The following is a 20,052-nucleotide window of genomic DNA, read 5'->3' on the forward strand; positions in this document are numbered from 1 at the left end:
CACACGGGGATGGCAGGTCAATCCGGGGCGGGTCGACCGGCTCACGGCGGAAGGGACCGTTGATGACACTGCGACTGCACTGGTTCCTGCCATTGCACGGCGACGGTCGGGAGGTGGCCAAGAGCGCGGACGGGGTGGACCGGACCAGGAACATCCGACGGGAGCCGGGGCTGAACTACCTCGGCCAGGTCGCCCAGGCGGTCGACGGGCTCGGCTTCGCCGGCGCGTTGGTGCCGACCGGGCTGTTCTGTGAGGACCCCTGGCTGGTCGCCGCGGCGCTGTCGCAGCAGACCCGCCACCTGCACTTCATGATCGCCTGTCGGCCCAGCGCGCTGCCGCCGATGGTCGCCGTCCAGTCGGCCGCGACGTTCCAGCGGCTCTCCGGCGGCCGGCTGATGCTCAACGTCGTCACCGGCGGCGACGCCGACGAGCAGCGACGCTACGGCGACTGGCTCGACCACGGCGAGCGGTACGACCGGACCGAGGAGTACCTCGACGTCTTCCACCGTGCCTGGGGCGGCGAGCCCTTCGACTTCCACGGCAAGCACTACCAGATCAAGGCCGGGATGCTGAGCCGGCCGCACGACGTCCGTCCGACGATCCTGCTGGGTGGCTCGTCCGCGGCGGCGCAACGGGTGGCCGCCGCGCACGCCGACGTCTACCTGGCGTGGGGCGAGCGCCCGGACGGGCTGGCCGAACTCACCGGCCGGGTCACCGAGCTGGCCGCCGAGCGGGGCCGCACCGTCGAGTTCGGCACCCGGTTCCACGTCATCAGCCGGGACACCGCGCAGGAGGCCTGGGCGGTGACCCGCCGGCTGCTCGACGGGATGGAGGCCGGCCGGATCGCCGAGGCCCAGCGACGGTTCCGCCGTACCGAGTCGGAGGGGCAGCGCCGGATGGCCGCCCTGCACGGCGGACGGGCCGACGACCTGGAGGTGTACCCGAACGTGTGGGCCGGCTACGGGCTGGTCCGCCCGGGTGCGGGCGCCGCGCTGGTCGGCAGCCACGAGCAGGTGGCCGAACGGATAGCCGAGTACCACGCGCTGGGCATGAACCACCTGATCCTCTCCGGGCAGCCCCACCTCGAAGAGGCGTACAACTTCGCCGAGGGTGTGGTGCCGCTGCTGCGGCGTCAGGGGCTGCTCGGGCGGGAGGCGTCATGACGCGGGTGGAGACGACACTGCTGCAGGGCAGCCCCCGGGCGGGCTCGCGTACCGCGGGCATCGCCGTCCGGCTGGTGGAGGAGCTGTCGCTCGCCCTCGCCGCGGAGGGGGTCGAGCTGGCCGGGCCGGACGTCGTCGACCTCGCCGACATCGGCGCCGGGCTGCCGTTGCGGGCCAGCCGCAGCGTGCCGCTGGGGCCGGAGACCGAACGCGCCCTGGAGCTGGTCCGCCGCCCCGGCCTGCTGGTGGTGGTCAGCCCGACGTTCAAGGGCACCTACACCGGCCTGCTGAAGTTGTTCCTGGACATGCTTCCCCTCGACGGGCTGGCCGGCTGTGTCGCCGTCGGTGCGATGACCGCGGGCTGGGCCAAGCACCGTGGTGCCGGGGACCAGTACCTGCGCCCGCTGCTGACGGAGCTCGGCGCGGTCGCTCCGGTGCCCTGCCTGTCGATCCTCGAAGAGGAGTTCGAGGACGTGCCAGAGGTCGTCGCGGCGTGGTCGCGCCGTTGGGCGCCCGCGCTGGGGGCGGTGGCCCGCCACCTGCGTCACCACGACCTGTCCGCCCCCGAGGTCCATCCGCTGACCGGCGCTCGGGCCTCCTGAGCGCCCCGTTCATCCGTCACGCCAGCGACACAGAGGAGATCGACCATGACCGAGCAGACCGCGCCCGCCCGCCGTACCGAGGAGGAGATCCGCGCCACCGTGGCGGCGGTCATCTCCGACATGGCGCCGAAGGACGGCGTGGTGGTGACGGCGGGTTCCCACCTCATCAAGGACCTGGGCTACCACTCGCTGGCCCTGATGGAGGTGGCGTTCGCCATCGAGGACGAGTTCGACCTCGACCCCATCGACGAGGACACCGCCCGGAAGATCACCACCGTGCAGGCCGTGCAGGACCTGGTGGTCGAGCGGCTCGCGGAGCGCGACGGCTCCTGAGCAGCACGGTGCGGGAGGGTCCGGGCGACCCGGACCTTCCCGCACCGGCGTCAGCCGGTCAGCCGGTAGAGCCGGTGGAAGCGGTCGGTGACGGCGAGGATCGTCATCCCCGAGAAGCCCGCCCGGGTGGCCAGCTCGCGCACCATCCCGGGACGCAGCACCGTGCCGGTGCCCGTGGAGTCCTCGCCGGTGCGGCTCGCCGGCAGGCAGTGCAGCACGCTGGTGCCGTACTGGAAGCGTTCCACGTCGTCGCCGGGGGCCGTGAAGGCCGGCGCGACCTTGGCGTCCATCACGAGCACGGCCCCGTCGGCGGCCCGCAACTGCCGGCAGGCCCGGAGCACGGCGACCGGTTGCGACACCTCGTGCAGTGCGTCGAAGAGGCACACCAGGTCGTAGCCGCCGGCCAGCTGGGGGTCGGCGGCGTCCCGGCAGGCGAAGCGGACCCGGTCGGCCACACCCGCGTCGGCGGCATGCCGCTCGGCCTGCCGCAGCGCGGCCCCGTCGAGGTCCAGGCCGGTCACCTCGGCGTGCGGATACGCCCGCGCGAGCGCGATGCTCGACCAGCCGGTGCCGCAGGCGACGTCGGCGATGCGCCGGCCGGGCGTGCCGAGCCGGGCGTGCACGTCCGGCACCTGCTCGGCGATCCAGCCGGCGAGCTGGTGGGCGAAGAGTGCCCGGTTGGCGCCGGAGTGGCCGTCGCGCCAGTCGACGCCGAACACGTCGTCGGGCACACCCGCGCCGCTGCGGTAGGCGGCCACGAGTTCCGGTAGGGCGGCGGCGACGCCGCCGAGGGGCAGCACGGCGAGGGAGGCCAGGGACATCGGGTCGTCCGAGACCGTGAGGACGGCGGCGTGCCCGGCGGGCAGCCGGTAGGTACGGCGGTCGGCCGGTGCCCGCACGTCGTCGGTCTCCACGATGCCGCAGACGGCCTGCTGCTCCAGCCACTCCCGGGCGTACCGGGGGGCGACGTCGGCGGCGCGGGCCAGCTCGTCCGGGGTCATCGGCCCCGGCGCGGCGGCCAACGCCTCGTACAACCCGAGCTTGACCCCCAGGTACGCCGAGAGGAGTTCCTGCGTGGCGAGGAGAGACTTCCACATTCTCATCGCGAACACGTGTGTCTGCGGGTCAGACACTGTCATGAGACACCTCCCCGATCAGCGCAACCTGTGTTTCCAGAGTGTCTACAGACAACACTCCCATGCCTGTTGCACGATACAGGTAGACAGTAGGATGGTCATCGGTCGTTTCCGAGCCGCCCGCGGTGGCGGAGCAGGCTCGGCTCGGCACTCGTACCGCACGCCAGACCGGAGGGCGAGGATCGGCATGACGACGTGGCAACTGGTCCATGATCTTCTTCCGGAGGTCGCCAAACACGCCGACGAGGTGGAGCGGCTCCGCGGGCTCCCGGACCCGCTGTACGACGGGCTGCGGGCGGCGGGGTGCCTGCGCATGCTCGCGCCGGTGGCGCACGGCGGCGCCGGTCTCAGCGTGCCGGACACGCTGCGGGTCATCGAGACCCTGGGCACGGCGGACGGCTCGGTCGCCTGGCTGGTCGGCCAGGTCGCGTTGTCCCAGCTCATCATCGGCTGCGCGGCGGAGGAGACGGTCGCGACGATCTTCGCCGACGGGCCGGACGTCTACGCGGCCGGCTCGGTGGCGCCCAAGGGCAGGGCCACCGAGGTCGAGGGCGGATGGCGGGTCTCCGGTCAGTGGCCCTTCGTCACCGGCTGCGAGCGCGCCGACTGGGTCTATCTGAACTGCGTCCTGGTCCGGGGGCGCGCGGTGGCGATGGCCGACGGCCGGCCCGCCACCCGGATCATGTTGCTGCCCGCCGCGGACGTGACAGTCGTCGACACCTGGCACACCCTGGGCCTGCGCGGCACGGGCAGCCACGATCTGGCCGTCTCCGGCGGCTTCTGCCCCGACGAGCGGGCGGTGACGCTGGCGCCCGGGACGGCGGGCGCGGACCGGGCGGCGATGAGCATCGCGCAGTCCAGCCTCATCATCGCCGCGGCCGCGACGGGCATCGCCGAGGGGGCGCTGCGGGACGTCGTGGAGTTGGCGGCCGGCGGTAAGCGGCCGGCGCTCAGCGCCACGCGGCTCGCCTCCTCGACCACCTTCCAGGAGCGGCTGGGCGAGGCCCGGATGGTGGCGCAGGCGGGCCGGGCGCTGCTCTACGACCAGGCCGGACAGGAGTGGGGCGCGGTCGCGGGCCCGGACGCGGCGGTGCGGCGGGCACAGGTCCGGGCGGCGGCCGCGCAGGCGACCGCGCTGGCGGTACGGGCGACCGACACGGCCTTCGAGCTGGCCGGCGGGACGGCGGTGTACGACGCGTCTCCCCTGTCCCGGCGGCTGCGTGACGCCAACACCGCTCGGCAGCACTTCGTGGCCAGTCGCCACTCGTACACGGCCTTCGGCGCGCACCTGGTCGGCGAGGGCGGCGACGGCGGTCCGCTGTGACGGGTGATGCGGTGCCTCACTTGGCGCTGGGGATGACACCCTTGCGTCGTAGCCGGGTGATCCACCCCTGCGCCGTGTGGGTGGGCACGCCGTAGTGCTGGGCGACGCCGATCACGGTGCGGTTCTTGACGTAGATGTCCTTGAGCTCGCTCGGGTCCGGCATGCGACGGTAGGCGCGGTCGGACTTGGCCGCCCGGCTCGGCGTGGTGACGCGGTAGGGTGCCGTGGTCTCCACGCCTTCGGTCGAGGCGACGACGGCTCTGGGCCGCTTCGCGGCGAACGCCTGCATCAGCAGCTCCAGGTCGACCTGGAGCAGGTCGGCGGCGCCGAGCTTGACGTCGTCCGCGACGCGTACGGTCAGCTCCTTGATGTAGACCTGACCTTCTTCGGCGAACACTCGCATGGTGGTGCGGGAGGCATCCTCTCCCGCGTCTTCCTGACCGAGTACCGGGGTGATCGTGACTATGTATTGAGCCATCGTCTCTGTCCCTCTTCCCTGACCAACAGCCGGTGTCTGCAAGACGCCAAGACACAATCTAAAACATGGCTTGTTTGGTTGGCCCTTCAGGCATGCACACAGCACGCCCACGACGGCCCTAAGTGACACTAACCTAACAGAAGGTCATCTTCAGGACAACCATCGATATTGATGGTTGTCAGGAAAACACTTCACGTATGAGCGACACCAGAAAACCACGTCCCGAAGTCTCCTCCTGTCGTTGGGATCACGTATCGGTGGCGGCGCTCACACCGACATCCACACGTTCTTCGGTCGGAGGAACTCACGCAGGCCGGCGACGCCGCCGATCCGCCCGGAACCACTCTGCTTCACTCCGCCGAACGGCGCCGACGGCATCAGACCCGGCGCCCCGTTCACCCACACGCTGCCGGCCGCGACGACCCGGCTGACCCGGTGGGCACGGCGCAGGTCGTTGGTGTGCAGGTACGCTCCCAGGCCGTACCGGGTGGCGTTGGCCAGCCGCACCGCTTCTTCCTCGGTGTCGAAGCTCGACACCGCCAACACCGGTCCGAACACCTCCTCCTGGACGAGCTCGCCGTCGCCGTCGGCGTCGACGAAGACCGTCGGCTCCACGAAGAAACCGTCGGCGAGATCCCCGCCACAACGCCCGCCGCCGGTCAGCAACCGCGCCCCGGACAGCCGGGCACGGTCGATCACCCCGACGATCCGCTCACACGCCCGCCGGGAGACCACCGGACCCATCACGGTCGTCTCGTCGGCGGGGTCGCCCACCCGGATCCGGCGCAGCCGCGAGGTCAGCGTCTGGAGCACCTGCTCCCGGACGGCCGAGTGCACCAGCAGCCGGGTGCCGTTCGCACAGCCCTGTCCCGACAGGGCCACCACGCCGCTCATCGCGTACCGCGCCGCCGACCGGAGGTCGGCGTCGTCGAAGATGACGTGCGGCGACTTGCCACCCAGTTCCAACGCCACCGGGGTCAGGTTCCGGGACGCCTCGGCGAGCACCTGCCGGCCGGTGGCCGCGCTGCCGGTGAAGTGCACCTTGTCGACGCCGGGATGCCCCGCCAGGGCCGCTCCCGCCGGCGGCCCCCCGGGCACGACCACCACCACGCCCTGCGGCACCCCTGCCTCCACCGCCAGCTCGACGAACCGCTGGCCGACGAAGGGCGCCAGCTCCGACGGCTTGACCACGACGGCGTTACCGGCCGCCAGCGCCGGCCCGAGCAGCTGTGCCATCGACATCAGCGAGCCGTTCCACGGGATGATCCCGGCCACCACGCCGTACGGCTCGTCGAGGGTGTAGTCCAGGCTGCGGCCGGGCCAGGTGGGCACCACCTCGCCGCCGATCTTGTCGCACCACCCGGCGTAGTACCGCACGTGGTCGGCCGCCAACGCCGGCATCCGCCGGGCGAGCTGCATCGGCAGGCCGATCTCCAGGCTCTGCAGCGCGGCGAGGGGTTCGGCGTGCACGAGCAACAGGTCGGCCAGCCGCAGCAGCGTGTCGCGCCGCACCTCGGCCGAGCTGTCCCGCCACCCGGGCAGGCTCTCCCGGGCCAGGGCCACCGCCTGGTCGATCTCGGCCGGCCCGGCGAGCACCACCTCCGTCGTCGGCCGCCCGGTCGCGGCGTAGACGTGTTCCGCCCGGCCGCCCGAGGACTCCACCACCCGGTCCCCGCCGATCCACAGTGCCGGCTCGGGCACCAGGTGGGTGGGGGGTTCGCTCATTCCCATCGTGTGCTCCTCGCGTCGGCATCACCGGTCGTACGTGTCTTTGCAGAATCCCATAAAAGACTCGTAGGACACTAGCGGGCATCTCTGATAGACACTCCTACACGCCGCAGATAGCCTGTCTCTCAGCAACCGAAGTGGCAGCGGTGTCCGCGCTGGTCGCTCCCCTTCCCAGCCGGCCGAAACCCGAAAGAACGATCATGGAAGGTACGCGAATGACACCACCGAGGACGCGACCGTCCCCCAGTCCCGCGGAGACGCCTGCGACGCCGGCCGCGGAGCCGACCGTCGAGCCGGCTCCGATCGCCGGCCGGGCGCGGGCCATCGCGCTCTTCGCCGTCCTGGTCGGCCTGCTGCTCGACCTGCTCGACATCGTGATCGTCAACGTGGCCCTGCCGACCATCCAGGAGGACATCGGCGCCACCAGCTCGAACATGCAGTGGATGGTGGGCGGGTACGCCCTCGCCTTCGCCACCATGCTGGTGACCGGTGGCCGGCTGGGTGACATCTACGGCCGTAAGCGCATCTTCATCATCGGCATGATCGGGTTCGCCACCGCCTCGCTCATCGCCGGCATCGCCGACAACCCCGAGCAGCTCATCCTGGCCCGTTTCTTCCAGGGCGGCATGGGCGCGCTCATGGTCCCGCAGGTGCTGTCGATCCTCCAGGTCATGTACCCGCCGGCCGAGCGGGGCCGGGCCTTCGCCGGGCTGAGCGTGGTCTTCGCCGTCGGCACGGTGGCCGGCCCGATCGTGGGTGCCCTGCTCACCGCCGTCAACGTCGCGAACCTCACCTGGCGCACGGTCTTCCTGGTGAACATCCCGATCGCCGTGGTGTGTCTCCTGATCACCGCCAAGCTGGTCCCCGAGTCCAAGGGCAAATCCGCCCAACGCCTGGACGTCGCCGGTGCCGCCCTGGTGGGCATCGGCATGCTCCTGCTGGTGTTCCCGCTGATCACCGGCCCGGAGCAGGGCTGGCCGGCGTGGACCCTGGTCAGCCTGGCCGCCTCGGTCGTGACCTTCGCCGTACTGGTCGCGGTGCAACGCCGACGGACGGAATCCCCGCTCATCCCGATGTCGCTGTTCTCCCACCGTTCCTTCCGCGGTGGCCTCGCCGTCTCGCTGTTGTTCATGAGCGGCGTCATGCCGTTCTTCCTGGTCAACACCCTCTACCTGCAGTTCGGGCAGGGCTTCTCGGTGATCAAGGCGGGCCTGATCGGCATCATGTGGGGCTTCGCCGTCCCGCTGTTCACCGCCATCTCCGCCCGCCGCATCACCCCGAAGATCGGCCGGCTCGGCCTGCAACTCGGACTGACCATGCTGATCGCGTCGATGGTCATCCTGATCACGGTGATCAACCAGATCGACGCCGCCAATCCCTGGGCGCTCGCCCCCGGGCTCGTCCTGGGCGGCGCGGGCATGGGCATGACCTTCGCCCCGCTGCTCACGTACACCCTCAACGACGTGCCGCTGGACAGCGCGGGCGCGGCCTCCGGGGTCTTCAACACCGTGCAGCAGATGGGTGCCGCCATCGGCATCGCCCTGAGCAGCATGGTCTTCTTCATCGCCCTGGCGGTCCAGTCCTCCGCCGTCGGCGACGACCTGCGGAACACGGTCCGGGACGAGCTGACCGCCCGGGGGGTGCCGGTGGCGACGGCCGAGTCCGCCGCCGACGACGCCCGTTCCTGTCTCACCGAACGGATCAAGGCCGCCAACCCCATCGCCGACCTGGACGTCTGCCGCGCCGTGTCGTCGCAGTCCGGCGCGGACGTCGCCGACCGGCACGACGAGCTGCAGTTCACCGCGAACCGCACCGCGTACCAGGAGGCCACGGTACGCGCGCTGGTCTACCAGATCGTCGTGTTCGCACTGGCCATCGCCGCGAGCTTCCTGCTCCCCCGCCGCGTCGAGCACCGGGGCTGAGCCCAGCCCGCCCCGGGTCCGCCGCCGAACCCGGCGGCGGACCCGGGGGACGTGGCGGAACCCGGGACGGCGGTAGAGACTCGACGACACCAGCCACGACGACGGACGGACACGTGTCGAGACACGTGTGCCGAGGGGGTCACCATGCTCGTGCCCGCACCACGTTTCGCCCCACCCGGGGACCGGCTCACCTACCACCACAGTGAACGCCGGGTCCGGGGCAGCATCGGCGACGTCGTCGTCGTGGACAGCCGGCAGCCGATGCTCGTCTGGGAACCCGGCCTGCCGGTGCCCTTCTGGGTCTTTCCGCTGGCCGACCTGGTCGGTGCGACACTGCGGCCCGCCGCCCAGCCCCCGGACCCCGGCACCCGGGCCGGGAGCAGCTTCCACGACCTGGCCGTCGGCGGGCTGAGCCTGCCCAACGCCGCGTGGACCTACCCGGGGGACTTCTTCTCCGAGACCGTGTGCCTGGCCTGGCGGGAGTGGTTCGGCCAGGGCGTCGAGCGGTGGTACGAGGAGGACGAAGAGGTGTTCGTGCACCCCCGGGATCCGTTCTCCCGGGTCGACTCGGTGTCCAGTTCCCGACACGTGGTGGTGAGACACCAGGACGTCGTCCTCGCCGACACCCGCCGCCCGGTGCTCCTCTTCGAGACCGGCCTGCCCACCCGCTACTACATCCCGGCGGACGACCTGGCCCGGGAGTTGCTGATCCCCTCGGACCACCACACCCGCTGCCCCTACAAGGGAACCGCCTCGTACTGGTCGCTGCGCGACGTACCCGGACCGGCGGGGCGCTCCATCGCCTGGTTCTATCCCGAGCCGCTGCCCGAGGTGGCCAACATCGCCGGACTGACCGCGTTCTACCCGGAGCGGGTGACGATCCTGGTGGACGGCGAGTCGGTCAGTCCGACCACCGCGCTGCCGTGACGGACGTCGCGGGGACGTCCGAGACCTTCCGGCCCGGCGGGCACCCGTTCCCGGCGTCCCCGATGTCGCTCCGGTCGACGGTTCCCCGACCGGGCGGACCGCCCTCCGCCCGGATCACTGGCCGGTGCAGGCGTCGGTGACGGTCGCGGTCCAGACCTCGGGGTGGGTGGACCAGAAGTCGTGCGGCACACCCGGAACCGTCGAGAACCTTCCCCGCGGCACGAGTGCGGCGAGCTGTGCCAGGGGCCACGACGGGCGGATGTCGTCGCCGGCCGCGATGAAGTGCATCGGCACGGCGCAGGTAGCCAGCCCGCGCCACAGGTCCGGCCGGTGGATCCACTCGGTGAACGACTCCCCCAGCGCGGCGTGGACCCCGGGTACCCAGGCGATGTCCACCACCGGTTGGGACGCCCGGCCGGCCTCGTACGCCGCCAACCAGGTCCGGTCGCACTGCGGTCCCCTTCCGGCGACGCTCACCACCGCGGCCACCGCCTCCGGATGGTCGACGGCGTAGCGCACCGCAAGGTCACCACCCCACGAGTGGCCGAGGACGGTCCAGGTGGCGACACCGACCTCGACACGGATGGCCTCAAGATCGGCGATCGCCTGTGCCATGGTGTGCGGACCACCGGCCGACCGGCCGACACCGCGAGGCTCGGGGTACCAGGCCCGGTGACCCCGCGGCGCGAGCCCGTCCCTCTCCAGGTACTGCACGCAGCCCGGACCACCGCTCAGGACGACGACGGCCGGCCCTCGACCGGTGACCCCCACGTGCAACGCCGCCGATCCCACCTGGACCATCCGGGACTCCATGCCCGGGAACGCTAGTGCCTGGACACACCGCGTGTCGATGGGCTCCGCGCCGTCGGGAAACTCCGTCGCCCCGGCACCCGCGTCCCGGCGACAATGCTCACCTGCGACCTTCGCCCTGGCCTGGGGCCTGGCTGCCCGGTCGCCACACACGATCGTCTACCTTCCGCTCCGCCACCGGGAGCCGCCCGTCGACCATGCCTGGGGACGCCCGCTCGACATGGTGCTGCTGCACCACCGTCTCGCGTTCCCGCCGTCACGATGGAAGCAGGTCCGCTCCCGGCTCGGGGCCGGCAGGCCGCACACCGTCGTGCTGTCCGACCGCGCATGGCCGTCGCGGTCGATCGGCGACTACCGGAAGGCCCGGCACCACGGGTTTCGTGATCATCTTCGGTGGGACGTCGCCGCCGACACGTTGGTGCTCACCGGCAGCCGCGAGGCGTTCGAGCTGGAGGCCGACCAGGTCCGTGCCCTGGCCGAGGAGTGTCCCGCACACCGCGCCCCGGAGACACACTGCTGCGCCGAGATCGGTATGGGCGTGAACCGTTGCCCTCCCCACCAACGGCGGCCGTACGCCACACTGCACGCCGAGTACTCGTCGACAGCCTGAGCCACCCCGGAGACAGCTGCGCCACTCCTCCTGCGGCATGTGCGGACACTGCGGTCGGTCGAGGCGACGGGCCGGTCCGGCCGGCTCGGCTCGGCCGGGCTCAGCTCGACGTGGCTCGGCTCAGATCGGCCCGCTCGCGGTCGCAGGGACCGGAATCCGGTGGACCGGTCGGGTCCTGGTCGTCGAGGATCGGCGGGTGTCCGCTCCCGTACGTCAGATCCGTGCTCGCTACTCGGCTGCGACCATCACCGTCTACCAGGCGTACCCGCCGCAGATCGCCCTGCCGTCGGTGTCGGCCGGTCGTTTCGTGGCCCCCTTCAAGCGGGACCGGATGACGTGGATCAAGCCGTCCTTCCTGTGGATGATGTACCGCTGCGGATGGGCCACCAAGCCCGGACAGGAGCGGGTGCTGGCCATCGAGATCACCCGCGAGGGGTTCGAGTGGGCACTGGCACACGCCTGCCTGAGTCACTACGACCGGAACATGCACGGCGACAGGGCGAACTGGTCACGACAGCTGAGGAGCAGCCCGGTCCGGCTTCTCTGACCAGGCTTTCGACCGCATCGGCCAGCTCGGAAACCTCCCGACGGCCGTCGAGTTCCACGGTGGCGCCACGTCGCAGCAGCGGCTCCACGGTGTGCACGTACCGGGCGATCTCCGCGCGCTGCTCAGGCATCCTCCCATACGGGTTGCTCCGGTGGGCGACCCGTCGGAGGAGGACCTCCAACGGTGCGCTGAGCAGGACGATGTGCTGGAAGCGATGGTAGAAGCGGACCTGGTTGTCCACCGTCCCGGACACGACCAACTCGCGATGCCGAGCGAGCAACCCGCTCATCCGGTGCTCGTCCCAGGTCCCGTCGGGCAGCTCCCGGCCACCGTAGTCCGTGTCGACGGTGCGGAAACCCCGGCGGCGCAACTCATCGAGCACCGTGGTCTTACCCACGCCCGTACGGTACCGGGCGACGAACGTCCGCTACGTCACCTCCGGACACCCCGTGACAGACCGTCGCGGCGAGGGATTCCGCGGAGCCTCCGGCACGGCGTCGTTCGGTCGCGCGACGCCATGCCGGATCAGTCCCGTGGAGACGGCCGCCGTGACTCCGGCGGCCTGGAGTACCGGAACCTGTCCGGCGTACGCGTGAGTCGTGCGTACGCCGGACGGCTCACTGCCAGGGGCCGCTGCGGCAGATGAACCGGGTGGTGCCGCTGTACTGGGTGGTGCTGCCGTCGTAGTAGCTGTAGCTGGCCCGCACGGGGTGCCCGAGGTTGCTGGCCGGGCAGGCGGCGAAGAGGGTCGGACCGGCGGTGGTGAAGGTGCCGACGCTGCCGGAGTACCAGGTGATGCTCCAGGTCGTCGTGCCGGTGCTGCTGGCGTCGCAGAGGAACTGCGAGGCGCCGGACTCGCAGAACGGCGCCGGGGCGGCGGCGAGGGCCGGGGCGGCCCCGGCAGCGGCGAGGCTCACGGTGGCAAGGGCGGAGGCGGCCAGAACCTTGACGGTGGTACGCAGGAAACTCCTCCCACGGTGATCGAGAAGTAACTCACTGCTACACCAGGGTAGCCGCCGCATAGGCGTACCTGGATTAGCTGTTCGGTCCATCAGCCACCCGCTGCCGCCAACGGTCGTGGTGCACCGCCTCGGCGAGGGGCCTGCGCCGCCGCCACCCGTGCCGTTCCAGGTCGGGCACCGCCTCCAGGTGGGTGACCGGGCCGACGCAGAGCCAGGCCACCGGCCGGATACCGGCCGGCACCCCCAGCAGTTCGGCGAGGAACGGCTCCCGGTAGAAGGACACCCACCCGACACCCCACCCCTCGGCGGTTGCGGCGAGCCAGAGGTTCTGGATGGCCAGACAGACCGAGTACAGACCGGCGTCGGCGATGGTGTGCCGCCCGAGCACGGCCGGACCCCCGCGCCCGGGGTCATAGGTCACCACGATCGACAGCGTCGACTCCAGCACCCCGTCGATCCTGATTCCGGCGAACCGCTCGGCCGCCGCGCCGTCCAGACTGGCCGCGAACGCCGCCCGCTCGGCCTGTACGTGCCGGTGGAACCGGCGACGGACGGCCGGATCCCGCACCAGGATGAAGTCCCACGGCTGCGAATAGCCGACGCTGGGTGCGGCATGAGCGGCGTCGAGAACCCGGTGCAGGGTGTCGGCCGGCACCGGCTCCCCGGTGAACTGCGCCCGGACGTCCCGGCGGCGATGAATGGCGTCATAGAGTTCCACAGGCAGGCTCCCGCTGCGCTCGGCCCACCCCGGTGGGTGGGCGGTCGACGCGAGGCCGGTCTTCGGACTCCCGGATCGACGCCGACCCGTCCGCCTTCCCAGCCGTACGGCCAGTGGCTGCGCTCCTCGCGCCTGGACGGTCGCTCCCCGGTCACCGCGGCGGGCCCGTGCCGGATTCACACCGGCTTCCCGATTCTCCCCGCACCCGCGGGGCACCTCGCACGATCGTGCCGTCGGCGATGCTAACCCGCCTCGACGACACAGGTCGACCACGCCCCGGCACAGCGGTCACGGCTCCGGAGACGGAGCTCGGCACGGGTCGCGTGGCCAGCGCTAGATTTGACGTTCACACGGATGTCAGGGTTGACCGGGGGGTCGGATGCGGATCGGTGAACTCGCCAGGCGCACCGGCGTGAGCGCCCGGTCGCTGCGCTACTACGAGCAGCAGGGCCTCCTGACCGCCGTCCGCCTCGGCAACGGATACCGGGAGTACGACGAGCAGGCGGTGCTCCGGGTCGCCTTCATCCAGGATCTCTACGGTGCCGGAGTACCGTCGGAGGTCATCCGGGAGATCCTCCCGTGCTCCAGCGGCCGGCACCCCACCGGCGACTGCTCCGCACTGTACGAACGGGTCCGGCAGATCCGTGACCGGCTGGCCCAGCAGGAGCGTCTGATCGGACAGCGACGGGCGATGCTGGACAGCTACCTGTCCGGTGCCGCCTCTCCCGCCGACCTGGCCGTGCCGTCCCGGGGCACGGCCGCACCCGCTCACCACGTTCCCCCAGGTCCCGTGTAGCGACGGGCACCTCCCGGCGCATCTTGACCTTGACACTGATGTCAGTGTCTAGCGTGAGCGGCATGACAACCGCATCCGACATGAAGGACCGCTACGTCCTCGTCACGGGCGGGTCGAGCGGCATCGGCGCGGCGATCGCGGACGAGTTCGCCGGCCGTGGGGCGAACCTGGTGCTGGTCGCCCGTGACGCCGGGCAGTTGGAGAGGACCGCCGCCGACCTGCGTGAGCGGCACGGCGTCACCGTGCTGAGCGTCGCGCTCGCCCTCGACCGACCCGGCGCTCCCCGCCACCTGATGGAGATCGTGCGCGAGGCGGGGGTCGAGGTGGAGGTGCTGGTCAACAACGCCGCCGTGGGCTCGCGGGCGATGGTGGCGGACAGCGACCCCACCAGGTTGCGTCAACTGGTGGACCTCAACGTCGGTGCCCTGACCGAGCTGACCACCCTCCTCGTCGCCGGCATGGTCCACCGCGGACACGGCTCGGTGGTCAACATCGCCAGCACCGGCGCCTACACGCCGGCGCCGGTCATGGCGGCCTACGCGGCCTCGAAGGCCTACGTCCTCTCGTTCACCCGGGCTTTGTGGGCCGAGACCCGGGCCAGCGGCGTCAGGGTGGTGGCGGTGAGTCCCGGGCAGACCCAGACGCCGATGAACCCTCGGCCGGGCCGTGACAAGCGTCAGCCCGCTCAGGTTGCGCGCACGGTGCTCGCCGCGCTGGAGGGGACCGGACCGGCCGTGGTCGACGGGGGCCGCAACAAGGTGGCCACCGTCCTGATGTGCATGGTGCCCGCGCGGCTCATGGCCACTCTCGCGCTACGGATGATGGCGCGTGGCGGGGCTGCGGCCACGGCGTCTCCACACTGACAGTGCCCCGACACGGGTCCGAGGTGCCGATCGTGCCCGGACCGACGACGTCGGGACACTAGACTCGCCGGCCATGGGAATCCTGACCTTCAGCCTCAACGTCACCCTGGACGGTTGTGTCGACCACGAGGAGGGGATCGCGGACGACGAGACGCACGCCTTCTTCACCCGGCTCATGGACGAGAACGGGGCGATGCTGTGGGGGCGCGTCACCTACGAGATGATGGAGAGTGCCTGGCCGGCCGTCGCCCGCGGCGACGTGGCGGCACCCCCGGCGCTGCGCGAGTGGGCGGCCAAGCTGGAGGGCAAGCCCAAGTACGTGGTGTCGTCGACGCGCACGGACTTCCCGTGGACCAACAGCCACCACGTCACCGGTGATCTACGCGAGAGCGTGCAGCGCCTCAAGGACGCGAATCCGGCCGGGGTCCTGCTCGGCAGTGGCAGGCTGGCGACCGAGCTCGACCGGCTGGACCTGATCGACGAGTACCGGATGCTGGTCCATCCCCGGATCGCCGGCCACGGTCCGACCCTGCACCAGGGCGGGCTGCCCGGCACGCGCCGGCTCGAGTTGCTCTCGGCGGAGCCGCTCCGCAGCGGCGTGCTGGCCGTGCACTACCGCCGCGCCGACTGACCCGGAACCGCTCCGGCACGGCCGGCGGTACCCGGCCCGCGCGCCGCAGATCATGCCGGCGCGCAGCGCGTACGCGGCCGCGCGGCAACGGCTGCGCGGCCTGTCGGAGCGGCCCGAGCCCGTCGGTCGGCACCCGACGTCCCTCAGCGCTTCACCGCCAGCGTGAGGCCGTCGGCGAAGGACAGCATCGCCAGGTCGACCCGGTCGTCGGCGAGCAGCGAGACGTTCAGCTCCCGGATGGTGGCGGTGTCCCGGTCCTGGTGTTCCTCGTCGACCACCCGGCCGAAGAACACCGTGTTGTCGAGGACGACCAGCCCGCCGCGGCGGACGAGTCGCAGCGCGGCCTCGTAGTAGTCCGGGTAGCCCGCCTTGTCCGCGTCGATGAACACGAGGTCCACCGTGCCCGGCCCGAGTTCGGTCTCCAGGTCGGCCAGGACCTCCCGCGCGGCACCGATGCGCACGTCGATGCGGTCGGCCACCCCGGCACGTTCCCAGTACGGTACGGCGATCATCGGCCACCGGGCGGAGATGTCCACCGTGAACAACCGGCCACCGGTGGGGAGCGCCCTGGCCATGCACAGCGTGCTGTAGCCGGTGAAGGTCCCGACTTCGACCACCGCCAGCGATGCCGCGGTCAGCCTGACGAGCAGGGCCAGCAGCTGGCCTTCTTCCGGCATGATCTGCATCGCCCGGCCCATCGGCAGGGCGGCGGTCTCCCGACGCAGGTCGGCGAGTATCTCGTCGTCGCGCAGCGAGACCTGCCGGACGTAGTCGAGCAGGGCCTCGGTGAACTCAGTCTGCTGTGCCATCCGCATCCCATCCGGCTCGTATCTCCAGGGCGTCACGCAGCCCGGTCCGTGAGGTGACCCCGAGCTTGGGGTAGACCTTGTAGAGGTGCCCGCTGACGGTACGGTCCGACAGGCGCAGCCGGACGGCGATCTGCTTGTTCGTCAGACCCTGGGCGGCGAGTCTGGCGACGGACTCCTCCTGCGCGGTGAGCCCGGCCGGCCCTTCGGCGGGGCGGGCGACGGCCAGACCGGCGGCCCGGAGCTCGTTACGGGCCCGCGCCGCCCACGGCCTGGCGCCGAGCCTCTCCAGGACCTCCAGTGCCGCGCCCAGCTCCACCCGGGCCGGGCCGATCTCCTTGGCGCGTCGCAGCCGCTCACCGTAGGCGAGGCGGATCCGGGCGTGCTCCAGCGGCCAGCGTTCATGTCCCGGTGCGGTCAGCGCCTGCCGGAAGGCCTCGTCGGTGTGACTGTCCCGGGCGAGCAGCGCGGTGGCCCCGTGGGTGAGCATGGTCATCCGCGGGGAGAGCCGGTCGAAGCCCCCGTCGCGCAGCGTGTGCAGATATGCGGCCGCCTGTGCGCCGTGCCCGGTGTGCGCGGCGGCGTCCGCCAGGTCGAACACGATGCGACGGGCGCTGACCGGCATGCGGGTCATCGCGCCGGCAGGGGCGATGTTGGACAGGGTCGCATAGGCCTGTTCATGGTCGCCGGTGCCCAGAGCCACCAGGGACCGGGCCTGGTGGGCCAGGATGACCGCCAGGCCGATCCCGCGGGGTACGGCCCACCGCAGAACCTCGTCGGCCAGCTCCAGCGCCTGCTCCGTTTCACCGCGTACCGCGGCCAGCAGCGCACGCTGGCACCGGGCGACGCCCTCCAGGGTCCGCAGGCCACTGACGCCCGCCACGGTGGCGCTCTCCCGCAGCAGGGTCTCCGCCTCGCCCCAGCGTCCCGAGTGGTACCGGTCCAGGATCTCCATGTGCAGTCCGAACCTCGCCGTCGGTGCTCCCCGGCTGTCGGCCGGCGCCTCGTGCAGGCCACGCAGCACCGGCAGCAGTTCGGTGACCGCGTCGAGGGCGGCGGCGGTGGCGGAGAGGGACGCCGTGGACAGGGCGGTGAGTTCCGCCGGTGTCGTCGGCCAGCGGTCGAGCAGTTCCAGGAACCGCTCACGCATCGTGGCGGCGTCGCCGTCCCGACCGGAGAGGATCGCGCGGCACCGCAGGACGATCTCCGCCGACGCGCAGTCGGGACGGGCGAGCACGGCGTCCAGGGCTGCCCAGTGGTCCGGCCGGTCAGCGAGGACACACACGTGGAACAGCATCTCCAGCGCCATGCGGCGCATCGGCACGCTGGTGGTGGGGTCGTCGAAGACCCGCACGAGGCGACGGTGGGCCATGTCCACGTCGCCCTCGTCGAGGGAGAGGAGATAGGCGCTGACGGCGGCGGTGTGGGTGGTGACGCCGAACTCTTCCGGGGCCGGGTTGAGGTGTTTCGCCCATTGCAGCCAGCCGGCGCGGCAGGCCAGTTGGGCCGCGATGCCCAGGCGTTCGGCGCGGGCGGCCGGCGCGGTGCTCAGCTCGGCGGCCCGGGCGAACATCTCGGTGGCCGTGGTGAGGACGCCCCGGTCGGCGGCGCGGTCGCCGGCCGCCGCCAGGGCATCGGCCACGGTGTCGTCCGGGCCCAGTGCCGCGGCCGCCAGGTGGGTGGCCCGGACGTCCTGGTCGACGTTGGTCACTGCGGCCAGGTGGCGGTGGGCGGTGTACAGCTCGCCCCGGGTCGCCAGGTCGATCGTGGTCAGCCGGACCAGTGGGTGGGTGAAGAGCAACCGGTCGGTGTCCATCGTGACCAGGTGCTGCCGTTCGGCGGGGCAGAGCCGGGCCGTGACGTCGGTCTCGCCGGTCGCTTCGGCGATCGTCGCGAGCTGGGCTCTCTCATCGAGGGCGGCGACCAGCAGGAGCCGTCGGGTCGGCTCGGGCAGGGCGCGGATCCGGGCGCCGACGTGCCCGCTGATCCGCGGGGTGACCGGCAGGTGGACCGGCAGCGGCATGCTCGCGCACCGCTGCTCCTGGCTGAGTGCCTTGGGTAGTTCGATCAGTGCCAGCGGGTTGCCGCGGGCATGGTCGAGGATGATGCGTCGGACGCGGCTGTGCAGGGTGGGGTGCCACACGTCGATCAGCAGACCGGCGTCGTGGTCCGACAGTGGCGCGAGCTGACGGCCGTACGGCCCGGCGGCGGCGAGCGGCGGCCCGGGTTGGCGGGTGGCGACCACCAGCACCAGACCGGCCAGTTCACACGTCCGGCGGGCGACGAAGGCGAACAGTTCGGTGCTCTCCCGGTCGATCCACTGGGCGTCGTCGACCAGCACCACCAGCCCACCCTCGTCGGCGAGCTCGGTGACCAGGGACAGGGTGGCCGCGCAGGTCGCCAGTCTGTCGGGCAGGGGGCCGTCGGCGTGCCCGAGGATGCGTGACAGGGTGACCCGCTGGTGGGCGGGCAGACGGTCGAGGTCCGCGCGCAGGGAGTACAGGAGCTGGTGCAGGCCCGAGTAGGGAAGGTCGGCTTCGGCGGGCGCGCCGGTGACCCACACGACGCGGCGACCGGCCCGGTGGGCCTGTTCGTCGGTGGCGCGGAGCAGCGCTGTCTTGCCGACGCCGATCTCGCCGTTCACCAGCAGGGCCGGGATGCGCTCCCGGCCGCGTAGCAGGGCGTCGATCAGTTCGGTCTCGGCTGTCCTGCCGATCAGCCCGGCCCGGCTGCGGGATGGTGCCGGGTGCCTGTCGTCGGATGCCGGGGTGGCGAGCAGGGCGAGCTGATGCCGGGAAAGCACCTGGTGACTCCCCACCGATCGATGGGATGGACCCTTCCTCTCACGGTCATCGGCGCTGGGCCACCGCCAGGACGTAGCCGGCCGCGGTGACGGCGCTGAAGCGCCTGAACAGTTCGACCAACTGGTCGAAGTGCGCGGGCGCGATCCTGCCGACGAAGTCCGCCCGGACCTCGCGCATGCGATCGGACAGCGCCGCGAACGCCCGCATCACGTGGGTGCTGATGTCGTCGAACTCGACGATCTCGAAGCCCGCCCGGTTCAGTTTGTCGGGCAGCGCGGCGATGGTCCGGCACTGTGTCACGGCACAGAAATTGTCGATGATCTCTTTCTCTGCGCCGCTCGCCGGGTGTCTGTCGACGATGTCGGCGATGACCAGCCGTGCGCCCGGGCGCAACACGGTGGCGATCTCCTGGAGTGCCCGGTCCTGGTCCGGCATGTGGATGAGGGATTCGATGGCGAAGGCCGCGTCGAACATACCGGGTCCAAACGGCATGTTCATCGCATCAGCGTATCGGAAATGCACGCGGTGGGCGACGCCGAGTTCCCGGGCACGCGCCCTGGCCGTGTCGATCTGTCCGTGGCTGACGGAGATCCCCGTCACCACCGTCCCGTCCTGTGTGGTCGCGAGCCGCAGCGAGGCGGTGCCCGCTCCGCAGCCGACGTCCAGCACCTGACTGCCGGGGCCGGCACCGACGCGTCCGACCACCATGTCGGTGAGGCGGGTGGCCGCCTCGGCGACGGAGGCCTGGTCCTCGTCGTCGCTCCAGTAGCCGACGTGGATGTTGCCGTCGAGCAGCGCGGTGAACAGTTCGGTCATGACGTCGTACATGTGGCCGACGTCGGTCGATACCGGCGCTGAATTCGCCATGTGGTGTCCCTCGCCTTTCTGGGGT

19 protein-coding genes, 1 pseudogene and 1 riboswitch are annotated in these 20,052 nt (G+C 71.5%); of the genes and pseudogenes, 11 read left to right on the plus strand and 9 right to left on the minus strand.

The features are described 5' to 3' along the window. Positions 1–62: 62 nt before the first annotated feature. From GA0070623_RS07955 to GA0070623_RS07965, 3 genes are read left to right on the plus strand one after another with little or no spacing between them, the layout of a single operon-like run. On the plus strand, positions 63–1,163 hold the full coding sequence (locus GA0070623_RS07955; protein ID WP_067302536.1) for an LLM class flavin-dependent oxidoreductase: 1,101 nt from the start codon (positions 63–65) through the stop codon (positions 1,161–1,163). Then, a complete protein-coding gene (locus GA0070623_RS07960; RefSeq protein WP_067302533.1) occupies positions 1,160–1,765 on the plus strand; it encodes an NADPH-dependent FMN reductase in 606 nt (201 codons plus the stop codon). The genes GA0070623_RS07955 and GA0070623_RS07960 overlap by 4 nt, the downstream gene beginning before the upstream one ends. 45 nt (positions 1,766–1,810) lie before the next feature. Further along, positions 1,811–2,098: a phosphopantetheine-binding protein gene (locus GA0070623_RS07965; protein ID WP_067302530.1), complete on the plus strand. Its 288-nt coding sequence runs from the start codon at positions 1,811–1,813 to the stop codon at positions 2,096–2,098. A 50-nt stretch (positions 2,099–2,148) separates the two neighbouring features. On the opposite strand, the gene GA0070623_RS07970 is transcribed toward GA0070623_RS07965, so the two are convergent. Further along, positions 2,149–3,237 carry a class I SAM-dependent methyltransferase gene (locus tag GA0070623_RS07970; protein WP_067302527.1) on the minus strand — a complete coding sequence of 363 codons (1,089 nt, stop codon included), beginning with the start codon at positions 3,235–3,237 and terminating at the stop codon, positions 2,149–2,151. A 184-nt stretch (positions 3,238–3,421) separates the two neighbouring features. On the opposite strand from GA0070623_RS07970, the gene GA0070623_RS07975 reads away from it, so the two are divergent. After that, positions 3,422–4,558, plus strand: coding sequence for an acyl-CoA dehydrogenase family protein (locus GA0070623_RS07975; RefSeq protein ID WP_067302524.1), 1,137 nt, complete (start codon positions 3,422–3,424; stop codon positions 4,556–4,558). Positions 4,559–4,574: 16 nt separating this feature from the next. Here the strand turns inward: GA0070623_RS07975 and GA0070623_RS07980 are convergent, their stop codons facing one another. Further along, positions 4,575–4,961: a hypothetical protein gene (locus tag GA0070623_RS07980; RefSeq protein ID WP_231932714.1), complete on the minus strand. Its 387-nt coding sequence runs from the start codon at positions 4,959–4,961 to the stop codon at positions 4,575–4,577. Positions 4,962–5,303: 342 nt separating this feature from the next. After that, a complete protein-coding gene (locus GA0070623_RS07985) occupies positions 5,304–6,761 on the minus strand; it encodes an aldehyde dehydrogenase family protein (RefSeq protein ID WP_231932715.1) in 1,458 nt (485 codons plus the stop codon). A gap of 218 nt (positions 6,762–6,979) precedes the next feature. Between GA0070623_RS07985 and GA0070623_RS07990 the strand changes: the two genes are divergently transcribed. Together GA0070623_RS07990 and GA0070623_RS07995 are read left to right on the plus strand one after the other, a co-directional pair. Then, positions 6,980–8,686 carry an MFS transporter gene (locus GA0070623_RS07990; protein WP_067302514.1) on the plus strand — a complete coding sequence of 569 codons (1,707 nt, stop codon included), beginning with the start codon at positions 6,980–6,982 and terminating at the stop codon, positions 8,684–8,686. 144 nt (positions 8,687–8,830) lie between these two features. Next, positions 8,831–9,613 carry a DUF427 domain-containing protein gene (locus GA0070623_RS07995; RefSeq protein WP_067302511.1) on the plus strand — a complete coding sequence of 261 codons (783 nt, stop codon included), beginning with the start codon at positions 8,831–8,833 and terminating at the stop codon, positions 9,611–9,613. Positions 9,614–9,727: 114 nt separating this feature from the next. Here GA0070623_RS07995 and GA0070623_RS08000 read toward each other — a convergent pair whose 3' ends face one another. Then, positions 9,728–10,426 (minus strand): alpha/beta fold hydrolase, encoded by a 699-nt coding sequence (locus tag GA0070623_RS08000; protein WP_067302508.1) that lies wholly within the window; start codon positions 10,424–10,426, stop codon positions 9,728–9,730. A gap of 217 nt (positions 10,427–10,643) precedes the next feature. On the opposite strand from GA0070623_RS08000, the gene GA0070623_RS08005 reads away from it, so the two are divergent. Together GA0070623_RS08005 and GA0070623_RS08010 are read left to right on the plus strand one after the other, a co-directional pair. Further along, complete coding sequence (locus GA0070623_RS08005) at positions 10,644–11,033, plus strand: hypothetical protein (RefSeq protein WP_067302505.1); 390 nt, start codon at positions 10,644–10,646, stop codon at positions 11,031–11,033. 196 nt (positions 11,034–11,229) lie between these two features. Continuing rightward, positions 11,230–11,574, plus strand: a pseudogene (locus GA0070623_RS08010) (DUF4291 family protein); the annotation flags it as partial. A gap of 623 nt (positions 11,575–12,197) precedes the next feature. Here the strand turns inward: GA0070623_RS08010 and GA0070623_RS08020 are convergent. Together GA0070623_RS08020 and bluB are read right to left on the minus strand one after the other, a co-directional pair. Next, positions 12,198–12,497, minus strand: coding sequence for a hypothetical protein (locus GA0070623_RS08020; protein WP_067302502.1), 300 nt, complete (start codon positions 12,495–12,497; stop codon positions 12,198–12,200). A 118-nt stretch (positions 12,498–12,615) separates the two neighbouring features. Next, positions 12,616–13,260 carry a 5,6-dimethylbenzimidazole synthase gene (gene bluB, locus GA0070623_RS08025; protein WP_067302499.1) on the minus strand — a complete coding sequence of 215 codons (645 nt, stop codon included), beginning with the start codon at positions 13,258–13,260 and terminating at the stop codon, positions 12,616–12,618. A gap of 36 nt (positions 13,261–13,296) precedes the next feature. Beyond that, a riboswitch (cobalamin riboswitch) is annotated at positions 13,297–13,495 on the minus strand. A gap of 144 nt (positions 13,496–13,639) precedes the next feature. On the opposite strand from bluB, the gene GA0070623_RS08030 reads away from it, so the two are divergent. The 3 genes from GA0070623_RS08030 to GA0070623_RS08040 all read left to right on the plus strand — a co-directional run bounded on the left by GA0070623_RS08030 (position 13,640) and on the right by GA0070623_RS08040 (position 15,550). Beyond that, positions 13,640–14,056, plus strand: coding sequence for a MerR family transcriptional regulator (locus GA0070623_RS08030; protein ID WP_067302495.1), 417 nt, complete (start codon positions 13,640–13,642; stop codon positions 14,054–14,056). A gap of 62 nt (positions 14,057–14,118) precedes the next feature. Further along, on the plus strand, positions 14,119–14,919 hold the full coding sequence (locus GA0070623_RS08035; protein ID WP_067302491.1) for an SDR family NAD(P)-dependent oxidoreductase: 801 nt from the start codon (positions 14,119–14,121) through the stop codon (positions 14,917–14,919). A gap of 73 nt (positions 14,920–14,992) precedes the next feature. Continuing rightward, the gene (locus tag GA0070623_RS08040) at positions 14,993–15,550 is read left to right on the plus strand and encodes a dihydrofolate reductase family protein (protein ID WP_067302488.1); all 558 of its coding nucleotides are present in this window, start codon (positions 14,993–14,995) and stop codon (positions 15,548–15,550) included. A gap of 143 nt (positions 15,551–15,693) precedes the next feature. On the opposite strand, the gene GA0070623_RS08045 is transcribed toward GA0070623_RS08040, so the two are convergent. The 3 genes from GA0070623_RS08045 to GA0070623_RS08055 are packed head-to-tail and all read right to left on the minus strand — an operon-like array spanning position 15,694 to position 20,027. Next, positions 15,694–16,359: an O-methyltransferase gene (locus GA0070623_RS08045; RefSeq protein WP_067302601.1), complete on the minus strand. Its 666-nt coding sequence runs from the start codon at positions 16,357–16,359 to the stop codon at positions 15,694–15,696. Beyond that, on the minus strand, positions 16,343–19,159 hold the full coding sequence (locus GA0070623_RS08050) for a helix-turn-helix transcriptional regulator (RefSeq protein ID WP_067302485.1): 2,817 nt from the start codon (positions 19,157–19,159) through the stop codon (positions 16,343–16,345). Before GA0070623_RS08050 ends, GA0070623_RS08045 begins: the two co-directional genes overlap by 17 nt. A 46-nt stretch (positions 19,160–19,205) precedes the next feature. Continuing rightward, positions 19,206–20,027, minus strand: coding sequence for an SAM-dependent methyltransferase (locus tag GA0070623_RS08055; RefSeq protein WP_084261063.1), 822 nt, complete (start codon positions 20,025–20,027; stop codon positions 19,206–19,208). Between the last annotated feature and the right edge of the window lie 25 nt (positions 20,028–20,052).

It is taken from the genome of Micromonospora rifamycinica (genome assembly GCF_900090265.1).
Classification (GTDB): Bacteria; Actinomycetota; Actinomycetes; order Mycobacteriales; family Micromonosporaceae; genus Micromonospora; species Micromonospora rifamycinica.

What these genes read in the sequence shown, in the direction of transcription:
- GA0070623_RS08000 (WP_067302508.1), bottom strand. Translation starts at nt 10,426, where the DNA reads ATGGAGTCCCGGATGGTCCAGGTGGGATCGGCGGCGTTGCACGTGGGG.
- GA0070623_RS07970 (WP_067302527.1), bottom strand. Translation starts at nt 3,237, where the DNA reads ATGACAGTGTCTGACCCGCAGACACACGTGTTCGCGATGAGAATGTGG.
- GA0070623_RS08040 (WP_067302488.1), top strand. Translation starts at nt 14,993, where the DNA reads ATGGGAATCCTGACCTTCAGCCTCAACGTCACCCTGGACGGTTGTGTC.
- GA0070623_RS08005 (WP_067302505.1), top strand. Translation starts at nt 10,644, where the DNA reads ATGGTGCTGCTGCACCACCGTCTCGCGTTCCCGCCGTCACGATGGAAG.
- GA0070623_RS07995 (WP_067302511.1), top strand. Translation starts at nt 8,831, where the DNA reads ATGCTCGTGCCCGCACCACGTTTCGCCCCACCCGGGGACCGGCTCACC.
- GA0070623_RS07975 (WP_067302524.1), top strand. Translation starts at nt 3,422, where the DNA reads ATGACGACGTGGCAACTGGTCCATGATCTTCTTCCGGAGGTCGCCAAA.
- GA0070623_RS08030 (WP_067302495.1), top strand. Translation starts at nt 13,640, where the DNA reads ATGCGGATCGGTGAACTCGCCAGGCGCACCGGCGTGAGCGCCCGGTCG.
- GA0070623_RS08045 (WP_067302601.1), bottom strand. Translation starts at nt 16,359, where the DNA reads ATGGCACAGCAGACTGAGTTCACCGAGGCCCTGCTCGACTACGTCCGG.
- GA0070623_RS07955 (WP_067302536.1), top strand. Translation starts at nt 63, where the DNA reads ATGACACTGCGACTGCACTGGTTCCTGCCATTGCACGGCGACGGTCGG.
- GA0070623_RS07985 (WP_231932715.1), bottom strand. Translation starts at nt 6,761, where the DNA reads ATGAGCGAACCCCCCACCCACCTGGTGCCCGAGCCGGCACTGTGGATC.
- GA0070623_RS08035 (WP_067302491.1), top strand. Translation starts at nt 14,119, where the DNA reads ATGACAACCGCATCCGACATGAAGGACCGCTACGTCCTCGTCACGGGC.
- GA0070623_RS07965 (WP_067302530.1), top strand. Translation starts at nt 1,811, where the DNA reads ATGACCGAGCAGACCGCGCCCGCCCGCCGTACCGAGGAGGAGATCCGC.
- GA0070623_RS08055 (WP_084261063.1), bottom strand. Translation starts at nt 20,027, where the DNA reads ATGGCGAATTCAGCGCCGGTATCGACCGACGTCGGCCACATGTACGAC.
- GA0070623_RS07960 (WP_067302533.1), top strand. Translation starts at nt 1,160, where the DNA reads ATGACGCGGGTGGAGACGACACTGCTGCAGGGCAGCCCCCGGGCGGGC.
- GA0070623_RS07990 (WP_067302514.1), top strand. Translation starts at nt 6,980, where the DNA reads ATGACACCACCGAGGACGCGACCGTCCCCCAGTCCCGCGGAGACGCCT.
- GA0070623_RS07980 (WP_231932714.1), bottom strand. Translation starts at nt 4,961, where the DNA reads ATGCGAGTGTTCGCCGAAGAAGGTCAGGTCTACATCAAGGAGCTGACC.